The sequence below is a fragment of the Endozoicomonas sp. ALB115 genome, assembly GCF_049310245.1.
Taxonomy (GTDB): domain Bacteria; phylum Pseudomonadota; class Gammaproteobacteria; order Pseudomonadales; family Endozoicomonadaceae; genus Endozoicomonas.
In genome coordinates this window covers 1-23,785 of sequence record NZ_JBLYZG010000058.1, presented here as the reverse complement: position 1 = coordinate 23,785, position 23,785 = coordinate 1, and the positions used below count along the sequence as shown (strand labels likewise).

18 protein-coding genes are annotated in these 23,785 nt (G+C 45.7%); 10 read left to right on the top strand and 8 right to left on the bottom strand.

Annotated elements, in window-relative coordinates; translation table 11 throughout:
* Window positions 1-3 precede the first annotated feature (3 nt).
* Both ACO6VE_RS19750 and ACO6VE_RS19745 read left to right on the top strand, forming a co-directional pair.
* Complete coding sequence (locus ACO6VE_RS19750) at window positions 4-624, top strand: helix-turn-helix domain-containing protein (RefSeq protein WP_422463015.1); 621 nt, start codon at window positions 4-6, stop codon at window positions 622-624.
* 220 nt (window positions 625-844) lie between these two features.
* Window positions 845-1,372: a type II toxin-antitoxin system RelB/DinJ family antitoxin gene (locus ACO6VE_RS19745; RefSeq protein WP_422463013.1), complete on the top strand. Its 528-nt coding sequence runs from the start codon at window positions 845-847 to the stop codon at window positions 1,370-1,372.
* 671 nt (window positions 1,373-2,043) lie between these two features.
* Here ACO6VE_RS19745 and ACO6VE_RS19740 read toward each other — a convergent pair.
* The 3 genes from ACO6VE_RS19740 to ACO6VE_RS19730 form a co-directional block, all read right to left on the bottom strand.
* Complete coding sequence (locus tag ACO6VE_RS19740) at window positions 2,044-2,193, bottom strand: hypothetical protein (protein WP_422463011.1); 150 nt, start codon at window positions 2,191-2,193, stop codon at window positions 2,044-2,046.
* Window positions 2,194-2,364: 171 nt separating this feature from the next.
* Entirely contained in the window at window positions 2,365-2,694 is a 330-nt protein-coding gene (locus ACO6VE_RS19735) for a hypothetical protein (protein WP_422463009.1), read from the bottom strand.
* Window positions 2,695-2,995: 301 nt separating this feature from the next.
* Complete coding sequence (locus ACO6VE_RS19730) at window positions 2,996-3,424, bottom strand: IS1096 element passenger TnpR family protein (RefSeq protein WP_422463007.1); 429 nt, start codon at window positions 3,422-3,424, stop codon at window positions 2,996-2,998.
* Between the two features lie 250 nt (window positions 3,425-3,674).
* Here ACO6VE_RS19730 and dptF point away from each other — a divergent pair, with 250 nt between their 5' ends.
* The 6 genes from dptF (at window position 3,675) to ACO6VE_RS19700 (ending at window position 14,036) form a co-directional block, all read left to right on the top strand.
* Complete coding sequence (dptF, locus tag ACO6VE_RS19725) at window positions 3,675-5,267, top strand: DNA phosphorothioation-dependent restriction protein DptF (protein WP_422463005.1); 1,593 nt, start codon at window positions 3,675-3,677, stop codon at window positions 5,265-5,267.
* Window positions 5,264-6,616, top strand: coding sequence for a DNA phosphorothioation-dependent restriction protein DptG (gene dptG, locus ACO6VE_RS19720; RefSeq protein WP_422463003.1), 1,353 nt, complete (start codon window positions 5,264-5,266; stop codon window positions 6,614-6,616). The genes dptF and dptG overlap by 4 nt, the downstream gene beginning before the upstream one ends.
* Window positions 6,597-11,711, top strand: coding sequence for a DNA phosphorothioation-dependent restriction protein DptH (gene dptH, locus ACO6VE_RS19715; protein ID WP_422463002.1), 5,115 nt, complete (start codon window positions 6,597-6,599; stop codon window positions 11,709-11,711). Before dptG ends, dptH begins: the two co-directional genes overlap by 20 nt.
* Window positions 11,711-12,154, top strand: a complete 444-nt coding sequence (locus ACO6VE_RS19710) for a hypothetical protein (RefSeq protein ID WP_422463000.1) — start codon at window positions 11,711-11,713, stop codon at window positions 12,152-12,154. Before dptH ends, ACO6VE_RS19710 begins: the two co-directional genes overlap by 1 nt.
* 170 nt (window positions 12,155-12,324) lie before the next feature.
* Window positions 12,325-12,846: a hypothetical protein gene (locus ACO6VE_RS19705; RefSeq protein WP_422139544.1), complete on the top strand. Its 522-nt coding sequence runs from the start codon at window positions 12,325-12,327 to the stop codon at window positions 12,844-12,846.
* The gene (locus ACO6VE_RS19700; protein ID WP_422139543.1) at window positions 12,843-14,036 is read left to right on the top strand and encodes a DGQHR domain-containing protein; all 1,194 of its coding nucleotides are present in this window, start codon (window positions 12,843-12,845) and stop codon (window positions 14,034-14,036) included. Before ACO6VE_RS19705 ends, ACO6VE_RS19700 begins: the two co-directional genes overlap by 4 nt.
* Before the next feature lie 21 nt (window positions 14,037-14,057).
* Here the strand turns inward: ACO6VE_RS19700 and ACO6VE_RS19695 are convergent, their stop codons facing one another.
* The 4 genes from ACO6VE_RS19695 to dndB are packed head-to-tail and all read right to left on the bottom strand — an operon-like array spanning window position 14,058 to window position 19,045.
* Window positions 14,058-14,408: a DndE family protein gene (locus ACO6VE_RS19695; RefSeq protein ID WP_422139542.1), complete on the bottom strand. Its 351-nt coding sequence runs from the start codon at window positions 14,406-14,408 to the stop codon at window positions 14,058-14,060.
* Entirely contained in the window at window positions 14,398-16,425 is a 2,028-nt protein-coding gene (gene dndD, locus ACO6VE_RS19690; protein WP_422462998.1) for a DNA sulfur modification protein DndD, read from the bottom strand. The genes ACO6VE_RS19695 and dndD overlap by 11 nt, the downstream gene beginning before the upstream one ends.
* Window positions 16,422-17,951 (bottom strand): DNA phosphorothioation system sulfurtransferase DndC, encoded by a 1,530-nt coding sequence (gene dndC / locus ACO6VE_RS19685; protein WP_422462996.1) that lies wholly within the window; start codon window positions 17,949-17,951, stop codon window positions 16,422-16,424. Before dndC ends, dndD begins: the two co-directional genes overlap by 4 nt.
* Complete coding sequence (gene dndB, locus ACO6VE_RS19680; RefSeq protein ID WP_422462994.1) at window positions 17,948-19,045, bottom strand: DNA sulfur modification protein DndB; 1,098 nt, start codon at window positions 19,043-19,045, stop codon at window positions 17,948-17,950. Before dndB ends, dndC begins: the two co-directional genes overlap by 4 nt.
* Before the next feature lie 87 nt (window positions 19,046-19,132).
* Here dndB and tusA point away from each other — a divergent pair, with 87 nt between their 5' ends.
* Together tusA and ACO6VE_RS19670 are read left to right on the top strand one after the other, a co-directional pair.
* Window positions 19,133-19,396: a sulfurtransferase TusA gene (tusA, locus tag ACO6VE_RS19675; protein WP_422462992.1), complete on the top strand. Its 264-nt coding sequence runs from the start codon at window positions 19,133-19,135 to the stop codon at window positions 19,394-19,396.
* 207 nt (window positions 19,397-19,603) lie between these two features.
* Window positions 19,604-21,637 carry a hypothetical protein gene (locus ACO6VE_RS19670; RefSeq protein WP_422462990.1) on the top strand — a complete coding sequence of 678 codons (2,034 nt, stop codon included), beginning with the start codon at window positions 19,604-19,606 and terminating at the stop codon, window positions 21,635-21,637.
* Window positions 21,638-21,654: 17 nt separating this feature from the next.
* On the opposite strand, the gene ACO6VE_RS19665 is transcribed toward ACO6VE_RS19670, so the two are convergent.
* The gene (locus ACO6VE_RS19665; protein WP_422462989.1) at window positions 21,655-23,682 is read right to left on the bottom strand and encodes a DNA phosphorothioation-associated putative methyltransferase; all 2,028 of its coding nucleotides are present in this window, start codon (window positions 23,680-23,682) and stop codon (window positions 21,655-21,657) included.
* Between the last annotated feature and the right edge of the window lie 103 nt (window positions 23,683-23,785).

The window sequence follows — 23,785 nt, the reverse complement described above, 5'->3', positions numbered from 1 at the left end:
ATCATGAATAAAACTTTTGCAGACCGTCTGGCCACGGCCATGAAACTGAAGGGAATAAAAACCGCCAGCGCCCTGTCCCGTGACACAGGCATCGAGCGCAGCTACATGTACCGCCTGGCCAGTGGCAAGATTGATAATCCGCACAAATATGTGGAACGGCTGGCGGTGGCCACCGGTGTCTCCAGCCATTGGCTGAGCACGGGGGTGGGGGATCCTTACGACCCGGAACCGGAGAAACCCAAAGAGCCGTCAGCAAATGCGACCATGCTCACCCATGTAACCGTTGTACCGCCGGAAGGGGATTGGTATGAAGTGACGGCCCGTGTGCCGGATGTATTTGTCAGCCAGCAACACAAGCCCCGGGATAAGAAACTCTATGAGTATTACTATGTGCCGGAAACCATCGAGTGTTTTACTGGTTTCACTCTATTGGTGGTCGAGCGGGAGTTACGACCAGGGCCCGGTATGTTTCTGGCCCTGCGTGAAGAGAATGGTAAAAAGCAGTTGTGCAGTTTTCTGGTCAGTTATAAAGGGCTGGATCAGCGCAGTACCCGCGCGCCGGATATGCAGACCATCGGACGGGTGCGGATTATGGATTACTGGGAATTGGAAATTAAGAAATAGGTACAGGTTTCCTGCATCAGGCTGGTAACCAAAGGATAGTTGTTACTTTATTAAACAGAATAACAAAAGCGTAATCACAGTTTTATTATTTATACAGCCCGCTAATAAATACTGAAGAACTTCAGGTAGCAATCACGCACAGATAAACATAGCCGTAACTTCAGGTTCTAGCTGTTCATGCAACATGCTTTATCCAGATTAGCCATTATAGGTAATACTGATGAGTAAAGATCCAAATTTTACAGATCAAATGATTAATTTAAATATCAGAATTTCAAAGAACTTGAAAGAGGGGTCGGCCTCAATATTACAAGGCATGGGGATTAATCAATCACAATACGTAAGAGATGCTTTGCAATATGTGATCAACCATAATTTACTACCGTGGCAAGTAAAAAATGCGAATAGTGTTTTTAATAAATATTTGACAATTCGGAATGATGTGAATGTTGCGATTGTTGATGCTTCATCTGGTTCCATCTTGGATTCTCAGCAGGTGTTAAAAATTTGTGCAAAGTTGGATGATATTCAGCTCTATGGAATTAGTATTCTTGATGGGTATTTTGCTCAGGGTGTTACATCTATCCCTTTATGTAAACTGAATAGTCTTCTCACTCAGCTGGCAAGTTTGTTCAGGCATAATGGTATTGATGTCGGGCATGGGTGGCGGTATGAGAAAGTGGCAACTAAACGTATGACAGATTTGTTTGATCTTATCAATGAGACAATAGCCGAAAATAACCTGTAATAGCTTTACAGATTGTCTATTATGTAAAGTCTTTACAAAATCTAGATTTGTGTTGACGAGAAAGCTGTTGAAATGTACTGTGGAAGTATCATGATCCTTGGTCTGGAGTGAGAATCAGGTTTGATCTTTCGCATATCAGTAAAGATTACCATTCAACTCCATTGTTCTGGTCTACCGGGAACTCAGGTAGTGGGATCATGCATGCAAGAAGCTCTCAAATGTTCCATTTTAGAGTGTTTATGATGTGCATCAGTCTCAATTGATGCATAGCGTTTGATCATATGGAATAACAAACAAAAAGACGGAGAAAAGTGATCATGTTAAAAGACCAGAAAATGACCAGTGCTGAAAAGGTTTCGATTGTGTTTGAAAGAATTCTTCCAGAAATTCTTGCCCTAACTGCCCCGGAACGAAGCATGTTGTTTCGGAAGTTAAAAAAGCTTTTTGTAATCAGGCTGTGACTACCCTGCTACTCCAAGTTAAACAAGTGTCCGGTTATTGTTATTAACTGCAAATAAGCCGGTATTCTTCAGCTTATATGCGCTTGACGGTAAACTTTTGTATGCCTATTTTTCAAAGCACTACGAACTCCCTCCGCTGAATTATAGGTTTCAATTGGGCCTCTATACTGCAAATGGGTGACACAGCCATAAAGCTACAGTGGCACCCATTCAAAAAGGCACCTTCTCATCATCACCATCCCACTCCCAGATTGCCAGATCACTCTCTGATGGCTCAATATCCAGGCAATCATCATCCGTCTGTATATACTCCCACAGTTCATTCTGATGCAGCCAGATGGGGTCAGCGCTGCGGAGCATGGCTTCCCGTTCCGCAAATGCTTCAAGGGTATCCTCTCTTTTAATCCGTACCCGCTTGCCGTTGATAAAAATCCACTGGTATTTCTTCCGGCGTTCCGCCCTGGCGGCTTTAGGGATTCTTTTCTGTTCAGCAGTCAGCTTTTTTTTACTTTAGGCATGTGAATCACCGTGTTACTGGCCGGAACCGTTTAAAGATAATCGCTCTTTCTCCAGAGCGTTGATACGTCGTTTCAGCTTGCGAATCTCCCGGTCAATATCATCCTGTCTTTTCTTCAACTGTTGCTGCCTGACGTAGTCCGGTCCATAAAGCTTCAGCACCAGCGACTCTACTTCTGCCCTGACCACACGGTAATACGGGTTACCGTGGGCACGAGCGATCTGGTAGTGAATCGTTCCTTCTTTAATCGCCCGAATAATCTCTTCCTCAGTCAGGCCAAATTCCTTCGCGGCGTTCTTATGGCTCAGGGTGGCACCTGGTGCTGTCCACTGGATATCGGGCATCGGGTCATACCTTGGCAAAATGATTTTAACGGATGTTTGAGAGTCGGGGTTCCTCTTTGAATGAGCCCAAGAATAAAGATGCGTCCTCACTTTTTCCAGAATAAGTCTGTGGGTAAGTTGTTGGCAGGTTGTGTTTATACTGTCAGTACTTTGTTATAACCCGTTGCAGTAGCTGCCTTTAGAATTATTATCCCCTGTTTCAGTTATCCGGAATTTATGTGGAAAAGATTGTGGATAAACCGTTAGGGGATAAAGGCAGCCTTTCAGACAGGCGGGGTAAGAATAATTGGTTAAATATTGATCAATAAAAATCCTCATATTCCGGATACTGCTCCGGCGCTTCACCTTTACGTTCGATCATCTGGGTATCAGGCGTACTCTCCTCACTGTCGTGCATGACCACGATGTCAAACTCCCAGTTATCACCATAATCAAAGACAAAGGTGATTTTCATTCCCGGAACCGGTTCAAGTTGACACAGCCGGGTTTCAGTCACGCAGGCATCGCAAAAATCCACCGCTGGATGACCAATCATCTGGTCGGCACCAAATGGGCTCAGATACTGAAAGTGATAAAGGTGGTCACAATCAAAATCAAAGGCGTCAAGGATGGCTTCTGCCAGATCTTCAAGCAGGTGGTCAGCGGATACCCGTGGATATCTCCAATAATGTCGTACATTTTTATTCTCGTTGGTAACTGGACTAGAAGAGGTTACTACAAAAATATCCAAATACAGGATTTGTCAGAAAATTCAGGTGCATTCATCACTCGGGCAATCAATATAGACCCTATTGTCGTATAGCAGGTACAATCATTCGTCTTAAAAAATTTCTCTCTGAGCCACCGAAAAAGATGCTCTCCCTCAGTTTTAAAAGACTGTGGTCAAATTTCATCGGCGGTAGCGTGCTTTTTTTGAAACAGTCTTGTCACCGGCGACCCGACTTGTATTAACCCGACTCTTCCAACTCAGTACCTGAATAATGAACCTCCGAACACTGCTGGATACTCTGTCCCGGTCTTCGGCCCAGGCCGTGAGTACATTAGGTAACTCAAGCGGCAATCCGGTCAAAGACTATCTCTATATTAAAACGGCGATAGAGAGCGCTTTTCAGTCTGCCATTAAGCAGGCAACATCCCCTGAAAAAATCATCTTTCTCTGTGGTTCCAGTGGTGATGGCAAGTCTGAAATCCTGACCCGCTACTATAAGCAATACTCCTCGACGTTAAACTTCCACCTTGATGCTACCCACAGTTTCCAGCCAGATATGACGGCTATGGAGACTCTGGATCAGGTTTTTGTTGACCATAAGCATAGCGATAAACCGCTGGTGGTGGGCATTAACATCGGTATGTTGGGCAACTATGCCGAGGAAGGCGCGGAAGAGCATGGGGCAATCATCGGCTCTATCAGGGCATTTCTTGATGATAAGCATGATGAAATCTCACCAGAGCATGTCTTTCTGAACTTTGAAGATTTTCCGAAGTTTGAGCCGGAAAATGATCAGATTGTTGCGCCGTTTATACAGGATCTGCTGACTAAAATAACCCAGCCGACCCAGGATAACCCTTTCTATGCAGCCTGGCAGCGTGAAGTGGCAACCATGTCAGGTATTTTGTACGTCAATTACCGTTTATTGCAGTACACGGAAATACAGCAGATCATTATTCGCACGCTGTTGAAGGTGCGGCTGAAGTACGAGCAGTTTTTAACCGCACGAACCTTGCTGGATTTTGTACACCAGTTGCTAACCGGTCCGGGTCATCTGTTTGATAACCTGTTTACCAGCAGAGCTACAGAGCTGGCGAAGGCTCTGGCGCACTTTGATCCTTGTACTATCCGATCCAAGGATATCGATCTGTTCTTGGTTCAGAAATCACTAAATATTGCCAATCCTGAGTTTAACGCCTTTCAGGAAGGGGTCAGTGATCTTGTTATTCGCGAAGAAATGAGCACCGGTTCCTGGATTCGTTTTTTCTATCTGATTCAGGATCTGGATCTGTCGAATAACTACCATCATCGCTTCGTAGACGATTTCAGAAGTCAGCTGTATGAACAGTACATACAAGTATGGTTGCTCCATCAACAATACACTGGTGCAAGTGCTGAGAAGAAGGCCCTGCGAGAGTTTTATCGTAAGGGAATCCTGGAAGCGCTGTTCCGTTTTGCAAACCGTTTTGCACCTGAACTGACCAGTAGGAACCAATTGTTTCTGGCTGAATACAATGGCTATCAGCTATCAACCCGGGCAGACATAAAAGAGAGTTTGAAGCGTATTGGCGACTACAAGCCTAAACGCCTGGGTTACTTTGAAGCGTTGTTGAAGCTGGATGATGATGACCTGCCACCGGTTCCGGTCAGCTCCAACTTTCTCGATCTTATCCTGAAAATTAACAGTGGCTATCGGCCTAACAAGCACGACAAAAACAATATTGTCATCCTTGAAGAACTGATAGACGACATTACCCGCAGAGTAAGAGGCACCGATAAGCTGCATATTCATAAGAATGATCAGCACTGGGTGTTAATCAATGATCAGGATGAAGAAGAGATTATCGTGGAGGGTAGAGAATGAGCTTAATCAGTAGGCTGATTGCCCTGCGTGATACCAAAGTGGCCGATAGCAATGCCCTTAACCACTATCTGCCTATTCGCGGTAAAAACAATACCATCGAATACCGCTCGGTTGCGGGTAATGTTCTGGGAATGTTGATTGGTCGGGAGCTTGACCCTAAACGCTATAGCTTCAACGAGTTTAAAGAGAAGTGCCTTGATGAGTTGGGCGGTCTGTTAACCGATGAAGCCATGCTGGACCATATTGAACAGATGTATTTCCGGAATGATGCGCTTAACAGCGCGTCACCAGAGTTTTTGCTTTTAGGGTGTCTGGGTAGCGAAACAGCCGCCAGTAAAAACCTTGGCAGGATATTCCGGAGTTTTCTTGCCCAGGCAGGTCAACACAGTGAATTGAAAAGTAAGGCCAATTTTATTGAGCAAATTTTCATTAACGTGTTGCAGAACTACCTGACAAAGCCGGGTGGTAAAGATGCCAGTAAAGAGAAAATAGAGCACCCCTATCTCCCTTTTATGACCGAAGCGTTTGTTAAGGACATACACTTCCTGAGCAGTAAAACCGAGTACCTGCTCAGCCACTTTGAAGACTTTCTACAACTGTACAATTTTTTATACTGCGCCCAGCTTGCCCTGAATATTCGTAACTGGACCAATGGTGTACCCAAGAGCCAGCTTCTGTACTTTATTCTTGATACCGAAAAAGCAAGTATGGAAAGAAGCCAGATACAACAATATGGTTACAGCTCGCTGTATCGCTCAGTTGGCGCAGTATTTCCCATACTGTCGATGCTGGATAACTTCAATAAACAGGGTGATGGCAGTGCGTTTCCGCTCTGGTCTTATGGAGAAGCACTCAATACTGAGCAGTACGATGCTGATGAGGTCTCCGCCATTCTGGAAGAATATGCAGAAAAGTTTCGGCAAAAAAGACAGATCCAGCCACGTCAGGCAGAAGAAGATACTCCGGTTGGTCAGATGCGCTTGTTAATAAACTACTCGCTGGACCAGTTTGAACCGGTGCGTTACCGGGTAAAAGCCCATCGTCACGAAATACGTGATGCCTATCAAAAGCAGTTTGAAGAACATATTGCCAAACACTTTATGCAGGTACGGGGCCGCTCAGGCAGGGTATTGGTGATGAACCAGGATTATCTGCTGCTACTGACCAATATTGCCATTGGTTCAAAGCGGCAGCTTCGTTTCCAGGAGCTACTGAAAGAGTTCCGCGCCCGTGGCGTTTACTTCGATAAGCAATCTGAAAAAGCCCTGATAACCTTTTTTGAACGGGTCGGTAACGTCGACCGAATGAGTGATAGTGGAGACGCCGTTTATGTCCGTAGCACGATTTGAGCACTTTCTGTTTCAGCGATTGAGCAGTTGGTTGCAGGACCGTATCAGTGCAGGCTCTCGCTATCAGTTTCAGTCTCCGGATGCTGATAATACCAGACGACTGTTTAATGAGCTAAAAGCTAATGTGACCGGCTCTATCACGTTTAAAGGTACCCCCTTACTTTTCATTGAAGTGGGTGGTGTCCGGCTGATTTGTGTGGCCCATGCAGAGAACAGGGAACAACTGCAAGACGGTTTTAATGAGAACTATATTTCGACGCTCCGGGACGAAGTGGCCGGTCAGTGCGGTGACTTTACCGGATGTGCATTGCTGATTATCCACAACAGTCTGCTGGATACCCTGATTAATAGTGCAGATAACCTGGCATCTGAAGGTATGCCATGGTCCGCAGAGTGTATCAAGAATGATCTGGAAGCATTGATCAGTGATCAGCCAAGGCCCAGTAAAGTGCTTCTGTGTCTTTTGCGATGGCAGACAGAAATTCTGGAAGAAGACGGTGGTAGTATGTTCGGCTTCGAGAAATTATTCGATGCCATGACTACCGGTGATCAGCCCGATTTGACCACCATGGGGTTACTGCCTGATGCTGGTATTGCTGACATGTCCAGCGAAAAACAGATTGAAAAGCGGCTAAAAGAAAACCGTAAACTACATGATGAAATCGACACAGTTGTTCATCATTTCCCGGAAGAACTGGACGAGCGACTGCCTGATTTTGGTGAAAAATTCATCAAAGAACAGTTTAAGGGAGATGATGCTGAAAGCTGGAAGCAGACAGATGTACAAGTCTTTTGGGATGAAGCCGATGTTCAAAGGCAGCAGGGGTTGGATTTTGCAGCCTTGGCTTCAGAGGCCTGTGAGCTGATCGGACCCCGTAATAAAAAAGAGACAGCAGCAGGCAAGCGAGAGAAACATCTGATTCTGGTTGCCAGGCCGGAAGCCAACTCTTTTGACCTCAAGCTGACCTTCCATGGCAAAGACTTGGAGAAAGGTCAGGTAGTCATCAGCAACAACAAACAACTGAAGGATATTCAGAGTGATATTCTGAAACTGACTGGCTCCAGCAAACGCCATGTCAGCATGGTGGCACCATTTACCGGCAAACCAACCTATCTGACCCTGAAAACCAACCGCCCCAGAACCAAAGAGTGTTTTACCTTCCATATTCTGGTGGTGCGCAACGGTGATTTTTATCTGCCCGCCTTTGAGAACACATTCCTGGTTAACCCGGGCAAAGAGTGCCTGACCCTTCAGACCGAGGATATGAGTTTATTGGTCAACGAAAGCCAGCCAGATACGTTCTATCTGTCTGATAATGAGGGGGAGGCAGATCTCAATATTTACGGAAACGTTAATTATCAGAAGCTCTATGAAGAGTCTGATGAGGTTAACTTTAGCATTCGCAGTGGGCAGCACCGGCTTGCTTTTACCATCGAAGGGGCAGTCAATCAGGAGTTGCTGAAGTTACCGCTATTGATGGATGAAGGGCGCTTTAACCTGCTTTTTAATGATAACTACTATGGTCAGTTTATTGAGGCCAAATCTCTTGTTGTTATTGATAACAAAGAAGCCAAGATTATAGGCCGCCGACTGACACTGTTACAGCGAGAAGAACTCTTCCTGCAGCTGGACCTGATTACACAGGGAGGGCAGGGCAAGCAGGCCTCAGAGCTGGAATATACAGCACCTGAAATTTACCGGGCCTGGCGTGATCTGACGCAGTATCTGAAAAGCAGAAAAACGCTGTTATCGCTGGCGTCCTGGGGGCCAACACTTACAGAGCTGGTCAGAAACTATGTTAATGCGTGCCTGGATTATCTCAGGGCGATTCCATTGGGACGTAATATCAGCGATACAGACCGGATGATTCTGAAGATTGGTGTGGCGGTGTTTGATGGCAAGGAGTACTTCACGCCTTTTCATCCTCTGGTGCTGTGCTACTACCTGAGTCTGGTTGATGCCATTCAGGCCGATAAAGCTCATCGTTCTTTCAAAAATCTGCCAGAGGTGACCCGTGACCGACTGAACCCTAAAGGGTTATTGCCGTATATCTTTTCAGAATCCAGCAGTTTCAGTTATACCCAGGTGGTGAGTGAAAATTCCTTCTGGCTGGAAATTGTGCCCCAGCAAGAAACCAGTCACAGCTATGTAAGCAAACTGGTGAAAGAGAAAGCCGAAGAGTTCATAAAAACCTTCAGTGAGCTTTTCCGTCAGGTAGATGATGCGCCGCTGCTCATTAACTCGATCAATAATAGCGATAATCGGGAAATCTTCCTGGGTCTGCTCAGTTATTTCCAGGCAGGGTTGCTGAACAGTCGGCACATACACGTCAATCTTTATGATGATGCACTGTGTGAAACGGAGTTTGATCGTTTTGCAGAGATGGGTACCTACGATCAAATCAAGCAGGAATACCGGCTGGATAAAGGCAAGGTACGGGAGAAGGCAGACACCATAATCGAACTGCTAAGAAGTCGATTGTCGTTTTCAAAATTCACCCATGAAGAGAAAAAAAGCCAGAGCTACGCCCACCTCAGCTTTTTCAAAAACAACCAGAAAATCCAGCGGGTCAGTAGCAATATTGATGAGCATATTTCTGGTGTGGCGGCTGATGGTTTGCTTAATGGTGAGTCGTCAGTCAGTGAGCATGGCAGTTACCTAACAGCATTTGGCCTGAATAAGATCAATACAGAAGACAAGCCACAGCTTGAAATGGCGCGTCTATATGGGCGACTGTTGCAGCCATGCAAGGTGCTTAATGAACAGTACCATGAACGTTCATCCATTGGCCTGGCGGTGAGTGATGAGTTCAAAACCCTGTTGGAGCGTTCTTACGACAGCTCTATCTGGACGACCATTGTTGACCCCAAGGTAACTCTGGAGTTTTTCCAGAATGAACAGAACCTGGTGCTGATCCATTACTCTGACCAATACACTAACTCTGCCGGTTACGATGCCATTACCGTGACCCGACAGACCGATCTCTATAAACAGATGCTCAGCCAGCAGGGTGATGAGCTGATCGGTGAGTTTAACGCCTTCAATGGTGAATGGTTGCTGAAAATGGTCACCGACCGGCCAACGGAGCAAAAAGCCAAACTGGGTATTATTGCTGCCTGGAAGCTGATCAGCTCAATGATTTCCGGTTCTGATATCACTTGGGTGCCGATCTCGGTGGCCGAAATGGTGCGCGTTTCTGGCAATATCGGCCTGAAAATGGATAAAGGGGATTTTGCCCGTTATCACAAGAGTGGCAAATTCTCCGGCAATATGTCCGATGATATTCTGTTCGCGGGCTTTAAAGATGGTCAGCTTTATTTATTGCCCGTAGAAGTGAAGACCGGTGCCCACAGTAGTGCCTCCCTGGATAAAGCCCAGGAGCAGTGCGAAGCTCTGCAACGTTACCTGGTGGAAGGATTATTCGGGCCGGAAACCCTGGAAGGCAAAATCTACCGCAGCCTGTTTATCCGACAGGTGTTGATGCAGATTGAGAAGTATCAGCTCTATAGCGTATTTGAGAAAAACTACTTTGATGAGTTGCTGGCAGCCAGGGAGCAATGGCTCAGTGGCAACTATAAGCTGGGAAGTTTGCAGGGTTATCCGGAAGGGATGGTGGTGGCTCACCTCGAAGGTGAAGGCATCTATCAAACCAGTGCTGAGTTGCGAGATAACATCTTGCAACTGATTGTTCCCATGGGCTATCTGGATATGCTGGTGGGCACACCCCTGGCACAGCTGCAGCCAAAGCTGGTTCAGGAAAATAAACTGGGGATTAATCAACAGTGGTTTCTGGGCGCTGGTCTGGCGGCGGTCACTTATGAGCCAGAGGTTGAAGAACCTGAGGTTGATGATGAGGATGAAGAGGCTACCTTTGAACGGCCACCACAGCCTCCTGTGATTGTAGAAGAAGTTGTACCGGTACCGGAAATTTTACCACCGCCGGAACCCGTGGCCGTACAAAATGAAGCTTTGAAAGTTCAGTTCGGCAGCGACAGTATGACCGGGCAGCCGGTCTTTTGGGAGCCCACCAATACGGAGAAGGTCTTCAACCCGAATACCGCCATTATCGGTACCATGGGAACGGGGAAAACCCAGTTCACCAAGAGCCTGATTACCCAGCTGATGCGCAATCAGGAGAATAACGTCGATGGTAAACCGCTGGGCATTTTGATCCTGGATTACAAGGCGGACTATATCAAAGAGGATTTTATTCAAGCCACCAATGCCAAAACCTACGATCTGGAAAACCTGCCGTTTAATCCCTTAGCTCTGTTTGGTACCAAACCACGTTTGCCGGTTCATACCGCCAGCCTGTTCCGCTCAACCCTCGCCACAGCGTTTGGCCTGGGTGCCAAACAGCAGAACAAGATTCGCAATGTGGTGATGGAAGCCTATAAGCGTGCCGGTATCAACCCGAATAACAAGGATACCTCGACAAAACCGGCACCGACCATTCAACAAGTGTGGGATGTGTTTGAAGAAGATGAAAAGGTGGAGCAGGATAAGCTCTATGCAGTAATGGATGAGCTGATCAGCTTCCAGATCTTTGATCCGGACCCGGCTCACTCCCAGTCACTTTACGATATGGTGGATGGCGTAACGGTAATTAACCTTTCCGGCTATGACCCGAATATCCAGAACCTGGTGGCCGGTATTATTCTGGATATTTTCTATAACCAGATGCACCAGCAGGGCAGCTCGAAGATAGACGGCAAATATCGTCAGCTCACCAAAATAGTGCTGGTGGATGAGGCCGATAACTTTATGCGTCAGGACTTCACCAGCCTGCGTATGCTGATGAAAGAGGGCCGGGAGTTTGGTGTGGGTACGATCCTCTCTACCCAGGAGATGGACCACTTCAGGACCAGTGATAATGACTTTTCAAGTTATATCAACAGCTGGGTTATCCATAAGGTGGCCAAGCTGAAGAAGCAGGATATTCAGACCATTTTTAATACCCAGGGTAAGTCCGATGAAGAGCGGGTGATGAGTCAGATTCTGCAGTTGGAGAAGCATTACTCGCTGTATATTGGTGGTTCGGATAAAGCTCGGAAGATTAAGGATTTGGCGTTTTGGGAGATTAAAGAGAAGTAATGGAGCTGTATCTTAATGTATGGAAACGTGGCAGCCAGCGAGCGGTGCATAAACCGCTCTTGCTGTTGTATGTGCTGTCGCAATATCAGAAAGGGCATGAGCGGTTTTTTACTTATGCAGAAATCGATAAGCCATTGAAAGAACTTCTTATTGAGTTTGGTCCTTCAAATGCACAAAATACTTCGGTTCCGTTTTGGCGGCTTCAGAATGATAGTTTTTGGGAACTGAAGAATCATGAACAAGTAGTGCCCAACAGTAGTGGTGATGCTAAGAAGTCTGAGCTTATTGAGTATAACGTTGCTGGAGGTTTTATAGAGAGTGTATACAATGCCCTAGTTCAGGATAAAGCTCAGATAGCTCATATTGTTTGCGATTTGCTTGATGAGTACTTTCTACCGAAGGTTCATGGGGTTATTGTTGACAGGTTGGATATCGTAAGCTGAGGTACAAGTTTACCGGGAATTTTGAGTGCTTGCTAATCATGGTGAATCCGTATAACGAGTTAAGGGTTAGAAATTAGTGTTATTAGCATTGTTTTATTTAGCTCTTTTCTAATTTTAGTTTTTTGACTTTTATATAAAGTAAGGTTCAGGACTTGTATAGGGTGGTAATAATGAGCAAGTATAGTGACTGGACAAAGCTCAGAGAAGAAATTTCAAAAAATATAAGTACTGGCTTCCATGCACCAGCACCGGTTTTGTATTTATTGTCAGTTGTAATTATTGCAGGCGGTGTAGGTGTTTGGTTACCTTTGTTTGATGGGATACAGGGGCTAAAATCCAATTTAATGACATATGTGTTTGCTTTGTTATCTGCAATTCTTGCTGATTTTCTCATGCAAAAAAATGTAGAAACTGAAGGGTATGTTGTTTTTGTGATAACTATCGTGGTACTAATCATTACAGGAACAATAGCTTCTCTTAATATTGAATCTTTAGTCTGGTCATTGCTCTGTATGGGTGTGGCAGTTTTACTTCTTTTTTTATTGTGGTGGTTGCTGATTATTCCAGGAAAGTTTGATATTACTGCTAGAGAAATAAAGCAGGCGACAGTTGGGTCTGATCATGCAAGTAAAACAGCCCAAGATAAATCATTGGATGCATTAATGAAGAATCGAGCAGAGGGTAGAAAATGAGTATTCCATTTCTTGAAACTCCTGCACTTAGTGTAACACAACCTTTAGGACAGTTTTATATCGCTAGCATCAGAGTTGAGCACTTACTTAAGGTAACATATTCTGCTCCGGCATCGATTCGTGATAATGGGTTGTCAATAGAGGGTACTCAACGCTTAGAGAGTGAAAAAAGGCTGAAGGAAATTGCTGACTATATTAGAACAAAAGAGGCTGCTTTCCCTAATGCAATTATTATAGGGGCTAACTACAAACCAAATGGAGAATATGTTGGTGATGATGATAATCTTTCATGGAAGATTGAGGATGGTAAGTTAATTATACCTACTGGAGAAAAGCTAGGTTCAATAATTGATGGTCAGCATAGGTTGCATGCTTTTGAATACTGTGAGAAAGAGTATTTAAATGTGGAATTGCTATGCGCAATTTATACTGATCTACCAGTGCCTTTTCATGCATATTTGTTTTCTACGATTAACTTTAATCAGAAAAAAGTTGATCGTAGCCTTGCTTATAATTTGTTTGGCTTTGATATAGAAAGCTCGGATGAGAATACTTGGGTACCAGAAACGTTGGCAGTCTCCATTGTTAGGCGGTTAAATGTTGAAGATACACCGTTGAAATCAAAAATAACCCTTGGGATGCCATCAGGTAATTTGGATAAGCCTGTCTGGTCGGTATCCATGGCGACAATTGTAGATGGTGTTTTGAAATTGATTTCAAAAAACCCAAAAAAAGATAGGCATGATTTACTATCTTTACCAATATCGAAAAGATCAAGATCTGAATTGCTTAGTAATGATGGTACTCCTCTAAGATTTCTTTATATTGATGGCTATGATGAGGCTATTTATGAAATAGTTAGAAATTATTTTATGGCTTTAAATAGTGTGCTGTGGAATCAAAGTATTGAGAAAAGCTATATCGTAAAAACTGTTGGAATTCAGGCGTCTTTTGATTTTTTGAAAGAGCTGCTTTTTGATTTTCACAATACGTTGGATGGAAGTGAGACATATTTCTCTGAAATATTAAAAAAGGCTAGTGATGTAGATTTTACAAATATACAAGCTTCTGGAATAGGCAGAACGCAGATAAGGAATTTACTCTTGATTGCTTGTGGTGTTAAGAGTGCAGATGGTTTGGGAGTTGATTTAAGTGAAATCCCATACAATCAATTAAAAGTTACACTGTGACTTTGAAATAAAAAAGGTGGCCTATGCCACCTTCTCCTTACATTTTATGAAAAGATCATTTAGATTATTAACCCCGGTAAAAATACCAAGGCCGTTATCGATTAATTGAGTAACAGCCTTTGAAATATCTATGCCCTCGGATTGTTGCCTAATAAGCATGGCATACATCTCAGCATGCTCTCCGAATAAGGTTGAGGTATGTAAAACCTGATCTCCAGGTGTAGAAGTAATATCTTGACTTAATGAGTTCGATTCTAGTGCGTGTGCGATTGCCAAACGAGCCAGAATATTGGGTGTGATACCCGTACGGCCTTTCATCATAGCCAAAGTATCTGTTGCTTTTTTGGATATACGAAATTGATTAGGCAACATTCGGGGTAAACTCCCTTACAGACTCATCTTCCAGCTTTTGACCAAAGTAACGCTGGCGCTTCAGGAACTCAGATCGTCCTTCATCAGGGATATAGTCCACCTCGTACACATGGGAAATATGAGGTGACAGAGTGTTAAAGTACTCCTTATCAATCTCAGTGTCCGTAGACAAAATTACCACCTGATGGCTTGCCGTCGGGAAGTAACTTTCTACCAGCTTGCTGCGGTGCTTACTGTCGAGACGGCCTAATGGTGTGTCGATAATTACGGGCAGTTTACGGCCAGAGGTGCGAGCCAGGGCTTCCAACATGGCGATCGCAAAGATCTGTTTCTCACCGGCGGACAGTTGCTGCTTATTGATCTCATCACCATTTTTGTTCAACAAGCAAACGTCAAAGGTTTTTGGGTTGATCGTTGCTTTAATACTAATGTCATCTTTACGGGCCAGTTTTTTGAAGGAGCGTACAAACTCTGCTTCCAGCTGTTTGACCTTATTAATTGTTGCTTTTTCGGCAAACTCATTTAACAGTTCTCGGGAACGTTTTGCCAGCTCATAAGCCCGACCGCTGGAGAAATTAGCGCTAAACTCCGACTCCTTTTTCTGCATCTGGCGCATGATATCCATCGCCGTTCTCAGTGATTTCTTTGCTTCTTCTTTGGCCAGCGTTGCTGCGCCAACCATCTCAGACCGCTTCTGGTTAAACGCCCTGATCTGTTCCAGCTCATCTTTCAGGAAAGCTTCGTCCGGTGCTCGCTCAAGGTTTTTGCTGGCATTGTCAAGCTCGGTCTGGATATCCGCCAGGCTTTGCCCTAGCTCCAGCATTTGCTTTCTGGCGTTGGGGAGTACTTCACGTATCAGGTGTGCAGTTCTTGCAAATTGTTTGTCAGAACAGTCATGAATTACTTCAACGGTATTCGCAGCTTCAAATACATCGGCAAACGCTTCTGTCACAGCCTGCTCAACGAGCTGTTTATTGTGCAGCGTTTTTTCCAGAGCCTTTTTAAGGGTAGTGATCTTTTGGTCCAGTGTGGCTTTTAGCAGTAGTTGCTTTTTGTAGTCCTGTTCGATTTTAAGCTGTTGCAGGAGCTCTTCCACCTTGTTCATGGCAATGACTAATGGGAATTCTCCAGCCATGCAGTCACGTAACTGACCTTCGAGCATTTTCTTTTCAGCCAATAGCTGGTCAATGCGCCCCTGCTCTTCTGTGCGAGACCGAGCCCACTCTCCCCCTTTACTAGAGATATAGGACTCAGACTTTTTTATCTCATCATCGATCAGCGCAATCTGACGTATGGCTTCGCTTTGCTTGTCCAGTGCTTCTTTGTAGCTGGCATAGGCAATATCGTACTCTTCTTTCAGTGTCGAAATGATGTGCTGATGCTCTTCTGGCATCGCCGCCGTGTTCTTCTCCCGCAGGTAAATAGCCAGGTCGTCCCGCATACGGTTGATAACATCCAGCCCTAGCAGCTTTCTGATGGCTGCTCCCAATGCCTTGCCGGTATTGTCTTCTGCCAGTTCGGCAATTTTTTCTCCATCAAAAAAGAAAAGATCGGAAACACCGATAGGTACCAACTCATTCAGAAATCCCTGGCATTGTTCGTAGCTCAGTTCTTCGAGTGGTTTTTCGTCTTTTTCTATCTTCAGGGTTTCTTTAACCTTGCCATTAACCGTCCATGCACGCTTAACGGTGTACCGTGACACTTCGCCACGGGTTGCATAACTGAAGCTCAGGTGAATATAAGCGGCATTGGCCTGTACCAGAGAGTTTCTGCTTTTGTGCACAGACTCTTTCAGGTATTCCTCGTACTCCTTGTTGGAAACATTGTGGCCAAGGCTATGGCGGCCATAAAGTGCCAAACGGATTGCGGTCAGTGTGGTCGTTTTACCAGCGCCGTTCAAACCACCAAAGAGAATAATGGGGCGTTTCCGTCCGTGTCGTATTTCTGGTGCCAGTTTAACTGTCTCAACACCACTGATGACCCGGAAGTCACAAATTTCCAGCTCTTCCAGGATCATGCAAGTTCCTCATATTTCTCACGCAACTCTTTCATCTCTTTTTCATAACTGTCGAGCTGTTCAACGCTTTTGATCCGGTATTCATGGCTGGAGTCGGCATCCCAGTCCTGTTCGAGCAGGGTTTCCATTTTCCGGAGCAGACCACGGCGCACACTGAGCCCTTCCATGGAAAGTTCCAGCTCAATCAGCTTCATGATCAGCTCGGCTGGAACCTCATAATCTGTTTCAAGCTCTTTCAATAAATCTGCGTCCGGCTTGGTGAAAGCGCCTGCATCGTTTTCTACCCAGTCAAGGTCTTCACCATACACTTCTTTGTAGATGGCTGGCAGACTATCAGTCCAGTCTGGATCCAGTGGGTCATGGAGCCATTCTTTTCGGATAGCGTGTAACTCTGGGCGAGTGATTAGTTCTATATCTTGCCCTTGGATCCGCAGATTTCTTTCGATGGTTAAGAGTTCTTTCAACCACTCCTGGCGAACGCTCATCTTATAAGGGCCAAACGCTCTTTTGATATCCCGGGTGCCATCATCATTAACAGAGCGGCTGCGAACATAACTGATGCGGCCATCACGACGGCGGGTGTTACGGAGTTCGGCTTTATTTTCCGGTTTGGTGCTGTCCCAGAGCTTCTGACGGAATTTCAAGAGTGGCTCCATCCAGGTTGCCCCATTTTCAATTAACCCTTCAATGGCTTTATCCTTGGTGACGACGGTACAGGTCCAGCAGCCAAAACGTGAATTTCCGCAGGATGGCGTGCTTTTATCAATCACTAGAGGGCATTCGCCGGCATTAGAACCTTTGTAAAGGTTAAATAATTCACGGTTTGTGCCACCCCAGGGCGCATAGGTGGCCAAGAGATACATCCAGACTTCATCATGGGTCCAGCTTTCGATAGGCATGTAAGTGAAAGCACCGGGCAGAGAAGTGTGGCGGGCAAGTATGCTGCCATCAATCTTGTGCTTGGCAATCACCTGAGCACGGGAAGAACTCTCCTGGCTTCTGGAACCAAGGATCACAATTACTTCGCCGAAGCGAGCCACCTTATCCATGATAAAGTCACTGACCGGATCGATTTTCATGCGCTCAGTGCACCAGCGGAAAGAGGTTGTTGGTGCTGGGTAGCCTTTACCTAATAGGTTTGCCCAAAAGGTTTCGTTGGTTTTTGGGAAAACTTGATGGGCGGTGATTGGCAAGTTGTGTACCTGAGCACCTTTGTTCACCGCATCAATAACGTGCTTGATCTGATCGACCACAACCGGGGTTTCTACCAGCGTATCAGATGAAACCACATAGACATGTTTGTGCAGTTCTTCCGTTTTCAGGTTCAGTAGTGCGGTATAGACCAGAGACAAGATGGTAGTGGAGTCTTTACCGCCAGAGAAACCAATCACCCAGGGTTTGTCATCGTGCTGGTACAGCTGTTGAATCTCGAAAACCAGGTCTTTGAGAGGTCTACCTGCATAAGGGGTATCCATGTCTGCCAGCATCTCATCAATGCCGGGGTATAAAAGGGTTTCATCTGTCATTGCAAAAATGTCTCTTCAAGAGACTGGTCTTCCGGGTTAAGCCGAACACCTAGAGCCTTACGTATCACATTGGCAGTTAATGCGACATTGGTACGGGCTTTACTCAGCCGACCATGTAGAAGGGCACGCCCCTCCCATAGTTCTGTATTTGATCGAGACCAATCAATGTTTTTCAAGTTGTCCAACCGACTTTTCCAATCATCTCTGTACTGGGTAAGCAGGTCCGCTCCAGCGCAACCCAAAGCGTGAAGAGTAACGCCGTGCGCATGTACAAAATGGTTTCTTAGCTCTGCTGAGGAAACTTTTCTCTCTTCCGTGTCTTTCCAGTCTGGCATCGCCTCTGTAACAGCTTGCCAATATTCTGTGGCTAACTGCATCTCCCCACGGGAAATTGCATCTTTTGACCCTTTGCGGAGAAGACTGCGGCTAGCCAGTTTAACACTGCTGAGGGCAAATAACTTGATGCTTCGGTTTGAAATGCTTGATTTCTCCATCTCGGTCAGCTTCTTAAAGCATGATACGTTGGCCACGATATATCTTGCCATAGCTGAACCAGGGTCCCGAAGGTCGTAGAGTGTACTTAGCGAATCACTGGGCCTGACTGCATGTTTGTTGAGATCTGCAAACATCTGCTGGCTACGCTTAAGGCCATCGTCGCTGAAAAACAAAACCGGGATATTATCATGACCCAGTTCGCTATTCTGGTTGATTGCGTCTTCGATAGCAGCCCTGCGATGTTGCCCATCATTGATAAGGATCTGGGCATCCATCGGTACCGAGAGAAGCCCAAGGTTTACGGCAACTCCTGTGTCTGCCAGTGGTTCAAAGTGTACCTGATTATTTATTGAAGCCGTGATTGCTGATAGTGTGTAATCTTCTCGGTTCTCAAGCAGATAATTAGCAATCTCCGGTATGCGTGAGCGATTCAGTATGCGCTGGGCTCGCAGCTCCGGTGGTACTTCTTCTTCATCAAAAATAAATATTTTTGGAAGTAAACGCATCGGGCACATAGCTATATAGCAAGGCCTGCCGGATTGTATACCTCGGACAGCCGGGAAAGTATGGCTGAATTCACTTAGACGTTTGCCACTCATCGCTGTACCTGTTTGTAAAAAAGCAGTGTAGAGGAAGAGAAAATAGTGCAAGAATTACGTACATGCGACGATTGGAAGTGATAAATTATGTTCCAGATAGATCAGTCAGAAATATATGAGATTACTCATCATCTCGATGCGACTGGACTTATATGCCCTGAACCGGTGATGTTGTTACACAATATAATTCGTAAAATGTCGGGTGGTGACGTGCTCGAAATGACTGCCACAGACCCATCCACTCAAAGAGATATCCCAAAATTCTGTATTTTTTTGAATCATGATTTGTTACAGAGCAAAGATGAAGGCGGAAGATTTGTATACCTTCTGAGAAAGGGGGCGGCTGGTTAGCTCTTGGGTATGGGATTCCTATAGTTGTCTGCGGTCAACACTACTAAGAGCGTAGAAAAATATTCCATACAATGAAAAAAATATTGGAAAGTTGAGTTGAGTTAATGGTCTTGTGGGGAAGAAAAATTTTCTCATGGGGCTATCTTAATTAGCCGTATCTTCCAGAGCTTTTATGCCTTGGGTGAATGATGTGAAAAAGTAAAATTCATGGATCTTAAAACGCAGTACCAGCAATCAATAAAGCCTGAAAAAGAATATTCCGCTTTTTTTCTGACAACATCACAGCTTGGCTGGGGTTCTATCTTGGAGGCGCATCACAGCAGACAGATGCCGTTCATTATGGATGGTGAAGGTTTTATGCTGTTTGCCTCGGAGCACGCCAAAGAGATCTATGAGGGCTTGGCTGATGGGATTAAGGCTGGTATCCGTCGTCACCCGGATGTTTTGAAGCTTCATACTCAGTCCGTTCAATCAGAAGTGGGTTCTGAAGCGCTTCTGAATGATAACAGTGCTTCTGACGTCTTGCTCACGACTGAACGCCCCCTTTCTGATGTGAGCGATCAGGCTCTGGTTCGAGATCATTTTAAAGATAATTTTGATGCTGATGCTCTAAAGACACTTTTGGAAGAACTCAGTTACCGATCATCATCGGTTGCGAGAATATTTGTACTACGAGTCCGTGAACGTTTAGAGGCCTTGTCAGCAGGTGGGGCAGAGAAAGTTCTTCCCGATTCAGGAGCAGGGTTGATAAGCCCTGAAGTTGTTGCTGAAGTGGCTCAAGAAGAACGGACAGCTGAGGGAAAAGTAGAAACAAAAACATCACGCCCATATATTGGTAAAACTGTTCAACAGTTGGAGGCACTCTACTGGCAGGCTTATACCAACAGGCAGTTGCTGGAGGACCTTTACGAAAAGTTGCAGCATCGGTCTGTGATCAAATGTATCCGACTGCGTGATCGGGTTCGGGGCCGTTTGAGTGTGCTAGACAAAGAAGAGCCGAAGGATATGGCCGAGGACTCGGTCAGAGAGGTTGTTCAGGATAGTGCCGAACCGGTGGAGGATAAGCTTTCAATAGTTCGTCCTTATGTTGGCAAAACGATAGCACAGTTAAAAATACTGCATCTTCGCAGTGATTCCGAAGTGTCGGTTCAGCAGGCTATTTTAGCCGAGCTGCAATTCTTCTCGACACCGGAATCGATAAAGCTGAGGGAGCTGATTCAACTTAAGCTGAATGAGCTTCAGAATAGCTCAGACGCTTCAGATGAACAGGCTGACTTTGAAGAAAACGATAGTCTCGGTGATGTTGCTTCTGCAGAGCCTGTTGATGATAGCCAGAATACTAAAACTGTTGCAGGTGATCATGGCAGAGCGGAGCAGCAAAAAAAGATCTATGCAGCCAGGTTGTTCACTTATAAAAAGCGACTTCTGGAAGGTCGTGAACCAACCGCTGATCAGCTGACTGTATTTAACAGTTTGGATAAAGAGGCGCAAGCCGATTTCTTGACCAAAGTTGAATTGGAGAAGCAGCTCTTGGCTAACAGGGTGGCTATTGATGAGGTACCCTGCAATAAAGAAGTTGAAGAGGAACCAGCTTATTCAACGCCCAAGCCAAAAATGGTTGATCTGCTTTCAAAACGGGCCAATGTATTTGAGCTGGCCAAGAAAGTAAAAGAGCAGGCTTCAGCCCTGAAATCCTCTTTTTCCTCCGCATCCCCGAGCGTTGAGAGTAAACCTTATGATCGTGGTCATTCATTAGATAATGATTATATTGCCGAGGATTCTGCTGAGGATTATCCGTCGCCAGTGTTGGAAGAGCCTGCCAAGCCCCTTGAGTTGGTGGCTGATTTCACCAGACCTTATGCCAGGGTTCAGGCCATGATCCAGAAAGAACTGGATCGACAGGATTTCCAGATTTTATTGAAGCTTAGTGTACAAGACCGCAGACTCAATGAAGTTGGCAATGAGCTGGGGCTGAGTCGCCGGGATGTAAAGCGTCGTGTTACAGAGCTGGTAGAGCGAATTGGCGAACAATACGCGGAGCCCTTGAAAGCTTTTGCGGAACCCATGGATGCGCTGTTGGATGAAGAGGGCGATGAAGTACTGCTGGAACAAGCTGCTGAGAAGCTGGGGTTGACGCTGGCTCGGATGAAATTTTTGGTGATGGTTGCCGGAACTCATTTCCGGCAGCCCTGTAAAATTCACCAGGATCGGGCTTATCGTCCAACTCGTTTGCTGGATTGACTATTGTATAAACGGCCCTATGCGTTAAAGAACCGGTAACCCTTAATCGTGAGTCCGTGCTTCATTTGAAGCAGGTCAGTCAGATTTTCTAATGAAGGGCCATGCCCGTTAGCAAGCTCAGGAATGTTCAAGCCGGAAAGGCGTTTATCAAATGACTGCTGCTTGCCATAATCGGGAAAACTTGCGTCGATCAGCCGGGACTTCCAGTAGAGTGGTTGTGGATCGTAGTCGCCATAGCCGTAGTCAAAAAAATCGACAGTACGCTGGCGCAGGTTGATTTTGACCCGTTCACGAAGCATGGGAATGGGTTGGGTATTAAAACCCTCGTAGGTCATCAGGGTCAGTTTGCCGGAGCGGATATGAATTTTTACCAGGTCCACTCCATCGGTTTCCGAAAAAAGCTGTGTGGCACAACCGGCATAGATTCTTAATGGGGGCGGCAGGTCATTAATAAAACGACTATGGATGATCAGTGAGTGGCTGTCGTTAAGGATACTGGCTGGTAACTGCTGATGGGCCAGTTCGCACATCTGGTCAATAAGGTTGGGTTCTGCCAGGGAGAACAGCAGCTCACGAGCCTCTGCAACGGTTGTTTTGTAATCACCAAAGAAGGCTTTGATGTCTCTTTTCAGAGGGTCTGGCATGTGTTTGTAAATACGTTTTTTATTGAACTGCTGTAGGGCGAAGTAGACCTGTAAATCTTCCGTTCTCTCTTTTGCCGCCTGATCCAATGCCTGGATATCTGCTTCACCCTTTAACAGATTAAAGGCCTGTTTGGGGGAGCCTATCTGTTCTGCCAGCAGCTTGGATTCTTCAAACTCGTCGGCGTTGGGCAACCGACCCAGTTCAAGGCAGCGCTGCCAGAAATTTTCCAATAGCTGACGGTTTTCTTCTAATAGCCGTTTTTTGTTGGAGGTGGGCCTGCTTTTTTGAACCAGCTGTTTCCATTGCGGTCTTCGGCGTTGCTTATTGGCCAGGTAGAGCTGTTCTTCGTCTTTGTCTTTGAAAATGTAAAATATCCCCGGTGCTACCGGGATGGGTTCTTCATCGAGAATCTGTTCGATGAAGATCTGGAGTTCCATCTGGCTGAAGTATTTTTGAAACGTATTTCTGCTGGTGAGTACACCGTCTTTAAAGGGCTTGAATTTGCGGATGTGCTGTTCGCTGGCAATCATAGCGGATACCACCAGTAATTTGCCGGTCAGGCACCAGGCTCCGAGTACTGCATCAACCCTTTCTTCCAGGTCTTCGATTACATTAATGACATAGCCAAGGTTGACCAGGTCCCCTTCTGTTTTTTTGCCCTCGGGTCGCCAGTTTGGATCCCAGCCACTGGCGGTGATGCCATGGGCCTGTAATTCCGACAGGTCATCGCCATGGCCGCAGCCGTAGTCAAACACGGTGTATTGCCCCTTCAGGTAGCCATTATTGGCCAGCGTTTTCATGGGGCTTGAAAGGCTGTCCCGGCTCAGTGCGGTTTTGTGGCGGTCAACCTTGTGTTGTGTTTGTGGTTCGGTTAAGTCGATGGCTGCCCTTCGGAATAGACGACCATCCAGTAGTTCGTAGCCTTTGTCTTTGATCAGGGTTTCCCAGCTGTTACGGAATCCAATGATGCGAGTGTTTTCATACAGCCCTGCAGCTTCGCCTTCCCGGGTAATCTCACAAAAGTCTGCGTGGTTAGGGTCTGAGGGGAGGATCATGTGTTCTTTACGATGGAGGATTGGCGGATTGGTTGAGTTGGTAAAGTCAGTGGGTTTTATTTTCTCGCTGGCGAAGTCTAACCCGTAACTGAAGTGCAGTGATGGATAGGCTTCGTCGTAGAAATCCGGATAGTAGAGCAGGGTGACTTTGAAGCAGTCTTTATGGAGGCGAACGATATTCCAGTGTTGTTCCGGTATGCCTGAGTTTGTGGCTTTCTGGTGAATCCATGAGAAAAAATCCGGTGCGGTTTCACTCAGCGCCGAACGGTGGAGATAGAGTGCTTTAGGCAGTTTTTTGCCAAGCTCCAGTTGTGCAACCGTTTCATACCATTCTTGTTCATTCATGGCTTTTATTTATGGCTCTTCAGGGATAACTGTGGGTAGAAATCAACAAATTTGAAAAAAAAAGCACCAGCGGCTGATTTCAGGTATGTTTTTATTTGCAGAC

What these genes read in the sequence shown, in the direction of transcription:
- ACO6VE_RS19750 (WP_422463015.1), top strand. Translation starts at nt 4, where the DNA reads ATGAATAAAACTTTTGCAGACCGTCTGGCCACGGCCATGAAACTGAAG.
- ACO6VE_RS19745 (WP_422463013.1), top strand. Translation starts at nt 845, where the DNA reads ATGAGTAAAGATCCAAATTTTACAGATCAAATGATTAATTTAAATATC.
- ACO6VE_RS19740 (WP_422463011.1), bottom strand. Translation starts at nt 2,193, where the DNA reads ATGCTCCGCAGCGCTGACCCCATCTGGCTGCATCAGAATGAACTGTGG.
- ACO6VE_RS19735 (WP_422463009.1), bottom strand. Translation starts at nt 2,694, where the DNA reads ATGCCCGATATCCAGTGGACAGCACCAGGTGCCACCCTGAGCCATAAG.
- dptF (WP_422463005.1), top strand. Translation starts at nt 3,675, where the DNA reads ATGAACCTCCGAACACTGCTGGATACTCTGTCCCGGTCTTCGGCCCAG.
- dptG (WP_422463003.1), top strand. Translation starts at nt 5,264, where the DNA reads ATGAGCTTAATCAGTAGGCTGATTGCCCTGCGTGATACCAAAGTGGCC.
- dptH (WP_422463002.1), top strand. Translation starts at nt 6,597, where the DNA reads ATGTCCGTAGCACGATTTGAGCACTTTCTGTTTCAGCGATTGAGCAGT.
- ACO6VE_RS19710 (WP_422463000.1), top strand. Translation starts at nt 11,711, where the DNA reads ATGGAGCTGTATCTTAATGTATGGAAACGTGGCAGCCAGCGAGCGGTG.
- ACO6VE_RS19705 (WP_422139544.1), top strand. Translation starts at nt 12,325, where the DNA reads ATGAGCAAGTATAGTGACTGGACAAAGCTCAGAGAAGAAATTTCAAAA.
- ACO6VE_RS19700 (WP_422139543.1), top strand. Translation starts at nt 12,843, where the DNA reads ATGAGTATTCCATTTCTTGAAACTCCTGCACTTAGTGTAACACAACCT.
- ACO6VE_RS19695 (WP_422139542.1), bottom strand. Translation starts at nt 14,408, where the DNA reads ATGTTGCCTAATCAATTTCGTATATCCAAAAAAGCAACAGATACTTTG.
- dndD (WP_422462998.1), bottom strand. Translation starts at nt 16,425, where the DNA reads ATGATCCTGGAAGAGCTGGAAATTTGTGACTTCCGGGTCATCAGTGGT.
- dndC (WP_422462996.1), bottom strand. Translation starts at nt 17,951, where the DNA reads ATGACAGATGAAACCCTTTTATACCCCGGCATTGATGAGATGCTGGCA.
- dndB (WP_422462994.1), bottom strand. Translation starts at nt 19,045, where the DNA reads ATGAGTGGCAAACGTCTAAGTGAATTCAGCCATACTTTCCCGGCTGTC.
- tusA (WP_422462992.1), top strand. Translation starts at nt 19,133, where the DNA reads ATGTTCCAGATAGATCAGTCAGAAATATATGAGATTACTCATCATCTC.
- ACO6VE_RS19670 (WP_422462990.1), top strand. Translation starts at nt 19,604, where the DNA reads ATGGATCTTAAAACGCAGTACCAGCAATCAATAAAGCCTGAAAAAGAA.
- ACO6VE_RS19665 (WP_422462989.1), bottom strand. Translation starts at nt 23,682, where the DNA reads ATGAATGAACAAGAATGGTATGAAACGGTTGCACAACTGGAGCTTGGC.